The following is a 6,613-nucleotide window of genomic DNA, read 5'->3' as shown; positions in this document are numbered from 1 at the left end:
CGCGCGGATTCCATCAGGGCGCGAGGAGCGATCACGCCACCTCATCACGACGCCGGATATATGGCCGCAACGTTTCCTTCTGCTGAACAGTCAAGTGGCTCTTGCATCGCGGGGCGGACCATATATGAGCGGCGCCCGGGTTCAGCGCTCGACACCCTCGGCTGACCGAGGGCGGCGCTTCCGACTTTCGTCCTCTATTCTTTGTTCAGTGGGCGCATGCCGGCTGGAAAATCCCACCTTTACACTTGGTCGGCCGTGCAACGTTCTCACTAGCGCGTTTCGGCCCTGTCAGCGCGCCTGCCTTTTTCTAAAAAGCCTATAAAAATAAGGCCTTATCTTGGCTGGGTTATCGCTTTGGCAACCTGATCGAGATCAATCGATGCTGTGTGAAATGCCTCACCGGAGCGTTTTCTGTGGCGAGCTTGTCTTGACTTTTCGCAATCGATCCAGTCTCATGGCGCAGTCATGTGCCGAGGCGCGGCGCACCACCAAAACATCGGGCCTGCAGTGCCCAGTCACCTCTGTTTTTCCCAGCCAGTTTGGGGGGGTCTATGGAAGCTACAGCCGACTATACAGCGGAACGAAAATACGACTTTGACGTCGTCCGCTGGTTTACGATCATGGCCGTCGTCTACCTGGTGGTAGGGGCCGGCGTTGGTGTCTATATCGCGTCCGAGCTCGCTTGGCCGTTCCTCAATTTTGATAACCCCTACATCTCGTTCGGTCGCCTGCGGCCTCTGCATACCAACGCGGTGATCTTCGCGTTTGGTGGCTGTACCCTCATGGGCACCGCGTTTTACACGGTCCAGCGTACCTGCGGCGTCAGCCTCTGGAGCAACAAGCTGGCCTGGTTCACCTTCTGGGGCTGGAACCTCATCATCGTCTTGGCGGTGATCACGCTGCCGCTGGGCTTCACCCAGTCGAAAGAGTATGCGGAGCTGGAATGGCCGATCGACATTCTGATCGCCGTCGTCTGGCTGGCATTCACCTTCAACTTCATCATGACCATCGCCAACCGGAAGTCCTCGCACATCTATGTGTCGAACTGGTTCTTCCTCGGCATGATGGTGATGATCGTCTATCTGCACGTGGTCAACAGCCTGTCGATCCCGGTCGGGCTGATGAAATCCTACAGCCTGTTCTCGGGCGTGCAGGACGCGATGATCCAGTGGTGGTGGGGCCATAACGCGGTCGGCTTCTACCTCACCGCCGGCTTCCTCGGGATCATGTACTACTTCGTGCCGAAGCAGGCCAATCGGCCGATCTACTCTTACCGGCTGTCGGTCATCCATTTCTGGGCGCTGATGTTCGGTTACGTCTGGCTCGGTGCCCACCATCTGCAATACACCGCTCTGCCAGATTGGACAGGCTCGCTCGGTGCTGCTGTCTCGCTGGCGATGATCATCCCATCTTGGGGTGGAGCGGTGAATGGGATGATGACCCTCTCGGGCGCTTGGGACAAATTGCGCACCGACTACGTTATGCGCTTCCTGATCATCGCTCTGGCCTTCTATGCGATGTCGACCTTTGAGGGTCCGGTGATGTCGCTGAAGACGGTTAACGCCCTCTCGCACTACACCGACTGGACGATCGGTCATGTTCATTCCGGCGCGCTTGGCTGGGTCGCGGGAATCTCGATCGGCGCCATCTACCACCTGATGACGCGCTTGTGGCACACCGAGATGTGGTCCGAGAAACTGGTCAACGTCCACTTCTGGACCGCGACCATCGGTACCGTGATCTATGTCGTCGCCATGTGGGTGTCCGGCATCATGCAGGGCCTGATGTGGCGCGCCTATGACGAGTACGGCACCCTCGCCTACACCTTCGTCGAATCGGTTGCCGCCATGCATCCGTACTACGCGATGCGTGCGGTCGGCGGTGGCATCTTCCTGCTCGGCGCCATTGTCATGTTGTTCAACGTGCTCATGACGGTGCGCAAGTCAGTGACCGCGGGGAGTCTGCGCGAGGCGCGTGGCATGCCAGCCATCGCTGCCGCTTAAGCCTAACGTCATCGCTCGCATCCCGAGGAGTAAACCTTAAATGGCTGATAAGAACACACCACCGAAGGGAATCCAGGAGCGCTTGGAGCGCAACATCTGGGGGCTGTTGATCGTCACCGCGCTCGTGCTCTCGGTTGGCGGCATCGTCGAGATCGTTCCGCTCTTCTATTTGAAGAGCACCGAGGAAGCGAACCGGTTTCCTGAGATCGTTTGGCAAGAGGCTGGGACGACCCCGATCGTCTCGGTGGCCTACGAGACCGACGAGGCTGGCAATCAGCTGCGCTTCAAGACTGATGAGCAGGGCACCTTTCTGAAAAAGGATAACGGCGAATTCGTCCAGGACCCAAAGCGCGGTCAATTACGAGCGATTGAGACGACCTGGAATTGGAAGCCCGGTGATGGCATTCGTCCTTACACAGCGCTGGAGCTCGCTGGCCGGGATATCTACCAGCGCGAGGGCTGCTATCTGTGCCATTCGCAACAGGTTCGGCCATTCCGCGACGAGCGTGAACGCTATGGCCACTATTCGCTCGCTTCGGAGTCGATGTTCGACCACCCGTTCCAATGGGGCTCGAAGCGCACCGGCCCTGACATGGCAAGGCTGGGCGGTAAGTACTCGGATGAATGGCATCGCCAGCACTTACGCGATCCGCGCTCGGTGGTGCCGGAGTCAGTGATGCCTGGCTATCCCTGGCTTGATGAGCAACTCCTGAAGCCGGAGAAGATCCAGCGGCACATGAAGGGATTGCGCGCAATCGGTGTGCCTTACAGCGATGCCGACATCGATGCCGCGGCCGGGCTTGTGCAGGGCAAGACTGGGATGGATGCGATGGTTGCCTATCTGCAAGTGCTCGGCACCATGGCAAAGCTGGACCCGGGAGTGGTCTATCGTGAGTAGCCTCTCAGACTATTTCGAGACCGACTGGGCAGCGATGACGGCCTCCGACTGGGTCGGAACCATTCTTACGGTCGTCATCTTCGTGCTCATGGTCGTGGCCTATTTTCAGGTCTTTCGGCCGAAGAATCGGGACAAGCTCGAAGCCAAGAGGCATATCCCGTTTGAAGACGATCACGAGGACCTCGGAGACAACGATGGCCGACCATAATCCGTTCCCAGGCGAAAACAACACCGGTCACTTTTGGGACGATAACATCCGTGAGCTCAATAATCCGCCGCCGAAGTGGTGGATGATCGCGCTCTGGGTCTCGATTGCTTGGTTTGTGCTTTACGGCATCCTCTATCCCATGTATCCGGTACTGCCTTGGCAGTCCCAAGAGGGTGGCGGCTTTACTAAGGGTGTGCTTGGCTGGACCTCAATCAAAGAATTTGAGCAGGGAATGGAGCAGGTCGCGGAGGTTCGTGCCCAGTACGAGACTCAAATCGCCAGCATGACGCCGGAGCAGATTCTCGACGATCCTGGTTTGACGCAATATACGCTCGCCTCAGCCAAGGTGCTGTTTGGCGATTATTGTGCGGCATGCCACGGCAGCGGCGGTCAGGGCAACCCGGGCTATCCGGTGTTGGCCGATGACGACTGGCTCTATGGCGGCTCGATGGCAAAGATCGTGGAGTCGGTCACCAACGGCCGCAAAGGGGCTATGACGGCCCACCAAAACATCCTCAGTGAGGCAGAGGTCGACCAGTTATCACAGTTCACCGTCAGCCTTGCCGATGGCGGGGAGGGCAGCGAGGCCGGCTGGAAGCTGTTCAACGAGAAAGGTTGTACGGCCTGCCACGGTCAACAGGCAAACGGTATCCTGGCAGAGCTGCCAGATGGGACCATCGTTACCGTGGGTGCCGCTAACCTCACCGATAGTATCTGGCGCTTTGAGCCTGGCGGCTATGAGAGCGCTAAGCACACGATTCTCTATGGTGTGAACCAGCCTGGCGTTGAGCAAACCCGCGATGCGGTGATGCCTGCGTTTGGTGATTCGGCTGGTAGTCTTGAAGGTAAGCTCGAGCCCGACCAGATCAAAAAACTGGCGGTCTACGTGCACAGCCTGGGTGGAGGTCAATAGAGCATCTGGTCGCGTAACATCTTGACCCGCTGTGCCATGGTTGGCTCTGCGCAGTGGGTTCAGCGTCGATAAGGATCGAGGCGCGAGATGTGCGAGCAGAAGCTTTAATGGTCAATAGCGCTTCGCCATTCAGACGATGAAGCGTTTGCGCCACGGTAACGCACCGCCTAACTGTTTGGCGGCTATCTCAGGAACCGACTAAAACCAGAGAGTGAGGAGGATGACATGCACCTAGATGCGGTGTTTTGGGGTTCAATCATCAGCGTGCTACTCGCCGTCATCATCATCGGCTACTTGGTCTTCAAGGTGATCAGGCTGATGAATGAGGATGCAGAACGACATAAGAGCGAGCAACAGCCACATTGAGTTGTGCCCTGAGAAGTGTCGAGGAGGGTAAGGGACCGGGAAAGGGGGATGATTAATCCCCCTTTTTTTCTGCTGTTATTTTGAGCTTGACTTGGCGTCTGCCTCGATAGCAATCCTGCTGGGTGAGGTAAGACCGTTTTCGAGCGCGTGCGAACCTGGTTGTTGTACTTATGAACGAGACTCCTTCGCGCGGCTCTGGTGCCGCGATGGACGAACTCTACGCCGAGGCCCATCACTGGGAGGTCAATACCGGCGGAGAGACCATCCACGCGAAACGCATGCCTGGCAAGTGGCGCCGCATTAAATGGCTTGCCTCTTCGGTCTGGCTGATCTTTTTCCTCGGCCCTTATCTGCGCTGGAACGGCAATCAGGCGGTGCTGTTCGATATCCCGAACCGGAAGTATCACCTCTTCGGGGTGACCGTCTTGCCGCAAGACTTCTGGATGCTCTCGCTGCTGCTGCTCTTCTTCGCAATCCTATTGGCGGTGGTCACTGCGCTCGTGGGTCGCGCCTATTGCGGCTACTTCTGTTTTCAAACGGTATGGACCGATGTCTTCACTTGGATTGAAGAGAAGCTCGAGGGTAGCCCACCGCAGCGGCGCAAGCTCGATAAGGCACCGCTCGACGCGAGAAAGGTGCGCGTCAAGGTCCTCAAGCACGCGATCTGGCTCCTAATCGGTTTTCTCACGGGCTTCAGCTTCGTCGCCTGGTTTTATGGCGCTGGTCCTCTATGGCGCGACTTTTTCGTCGGTGACGCTAACGTTGCGGTTTATGCCTCGGTGGCCCTGTTTACCTTCGGCACCTACTTGCTTGCGGGCTGGCTTCGAGAGCAGGTCTGCTTCTGGCTCTGTCCTTACGCACGCATCCAAGGCGTGATGCTCGACAAGTCCACGGTTGTACCCGCCTATGATGAGGCGCGCGGTGAGCCACGCGGACGGCTGCAGAAAGGACAGAGCAGCGCGGATCGGACGGTCGGCGACTGTGTTGACTGCAATCAGTGCGTTGCAGTCTGCCCGACGGGTGTTGACATCCGTAATGGGCAGCAAGAAGGCTGCATTACCTGTGGGCTCTGCATTGATGCCTGCGATGCAGTCATGGACAAGGTTGGAAAACCGCGCGGGCTGATCCGCTATGCCTCGCTCGATGAGGTCGAGGGCAAGCCGGTCAAGCCGATGCTGATGCGCGCGCGGGTATGGGTGTACACAGGCATCTTGGCACTCGCGCTGGCAGGGATCATGTATGGTCTCTCCAGTCTTGAGGCGATTGAGGTCAAGGTATTGCACGAGCGGGCGCCGCTCTTCGTCCAGCTTTCGGACGGTTCTGTGCAAAACAAGTACACGTTAAAGGTGCTGAACAAGAGCGAGCAAGATCTGACGGTGCGCATCAGCGCGGAGAGCTCGGCGCCGATCATCTTACTCGGGGCCGAAGAGCCTTTGCTCACCCGCTCTGGTGAGGTTACGCCGATGATCGTATTCGTTAAGATCAAGCGCTCTGACCTCCCTGGAGAAACGTTGCCTGTGACGTTCCATGCCACAACAACACTCAGCGATAACACCGAGATTGCCGCTGAGCGCGAGAGCGCTTTCTTTGGGCCGTCTCGCTGAGTCTGTGCCTGGCGACGATTTTTCTGCTATCCGAAACTGTAAACAAAACCATGAGTGATGTAACAACGGCGTCGGTCAGCGCTGATCATAGACCTCAATTGGCGCCTGCCGGCCAGGGCGGCGGGCCAGACTCAGCCTGGCGCAGCCCCTGGTTTCTTGGTTGGATCGGCCTCGTGGTGGTCGTCGTGGTTGTGAATGCGACCATGATCACGCTCGCATTCGTGACCAACCCTGGCCTTGTGGTCGATGATTACTATGAGCGTGGGCGTGATGTCGAGCGGAGTCTGACCACAAGGCGCGCGGAGGCGCCGGGCTGGACCATGAGTCTGGATACGCCGGCTGATGTCGCGGCAAAAACGCCAACGATGGTGCGCTTCTATGTGGTCGACTCGGTCGGCCAGCCAGTGCGCCCAGACCAAGTGACCTACTACGCCTATCGGCCCTCGGACCCCTCAGCCGACTTCTCGTTGCCGATGGTTGAGGAGGCCCCGGGGCGCTATGCTGCAGAGGTCACCTTTGCGCTTTCAGGTCTCTGGGACACCCTGGTCGCGGCGCAGACCGGAGGCCAAGAGATTGCCTTCGATCAGCGCATTGGGGTCGCTGATCATTAGATGATTGGCT

General features: G+C 58.1%; 7 protein-coding genes. All 7 read left to right on the top strand.

The annotated features are described in order from the left end of the window. Positions 1–551: 551 nt before the first annotated feature. The gene (gene ccoN / locus CKO42_RS22175) at positions 552–2,003 is read left to right on the top strand and encodes a cytochrome-c oxidase, cbb3-type subunit I (RefSeq protein ID WP_200249252.1); all 1,452 of its coding nucleotides are present in this window, start codon (positions 552–554) and stop codon (positions 2,001–2,003) included. A 40-nt stretch (positions 2,004–2,043) separates the two neighbouring features. Further along, entirely contained in the window at positions 2,044–2,901 is an 858-nt protein-coding gene (ccoO, locus tag CKO42_RS22170; protein WP_200249235.1) for a cytochrome-c oxidase, cbb3-type subunit II, read from the top strand. Next, a complete protein-coding gene (locus CKO42_RS22165) occupies positions 2,894–3,109 on the top strand; it encodes a cbb3-type cytochrome c oxidase subunit 3 (protein ID WP_200249227.1) in 216 nt (71 codons plus the stop codon). Before ccoO ends, CKO42_RS22165 begins: the two co-directional genes overlap by 8 nt. Next, positions 3,096–4,022: a cytochrome-c oxidase, cbb3-type subunit III gene (gene ccoP, locus CKO42_RS22160; protein ID WP_200249223.1), complete on the top strand. Its 927-nt coding sequence runs from the start codon at positions 3,096–3,098 to the stop codon at positions 4,020–4,022. The genes CKO42_RS22165 and ccoP overlap by 14 nt, the downstream gene beginning before the upstream one ends. A 225-nt stretch (positions 4,023–4,247) precedes the next feature. After that, positions 4,248–4,388: a hypothetical protein gene (locus tag CKO42_RS22155; RefSeq protein ID WP_200249214.1), complete on the top strand. Its 141-nt coding sequence runs from the start codon at positions 4,248–4,250 to the stop codon at positions 4,386–4,388. 170 nt (positions 4,389–4,558) lie between these two features. Further along, on the top strand, positions 4,559–5,992 hold the full coding sequence (gene ccoG / locus CKO42_RS22150) for a cytochrome c oxidase accessory protein CcoG (protein WP_200249211.1): 1,434 nt from the start codon (positions 4,559–4,561) through the stop codon (positions 5,990–5,992). Between the two features lie 98 nt (positions 5,993–6,090). After that, positions 6,091–6,603, top strand: coding sequence for a FixH family protein (locus CKO42_RS22145; protein WP_242479607.1), 513 nt, complete (start codon positions 6,091–6,093; stop codon positions 6,601–6,603). The last annotated feature ends 10 nt before the right edge of the window (positions 6,604–6,613 follow it).

It is taken from the genome of Lamprobacter modestohalophilus (assembly GCF_016583905.1).
Lineage (GTDB): Bacteria > Pseudomonadota > Gammaproteobacteria > Chromatiales > Chromatiaceae > Lamprobacter > Lamprobacter modestohalophilus.
This window is presented reverse-complemented; position numbering and strand designations above follow the sequence as displayed.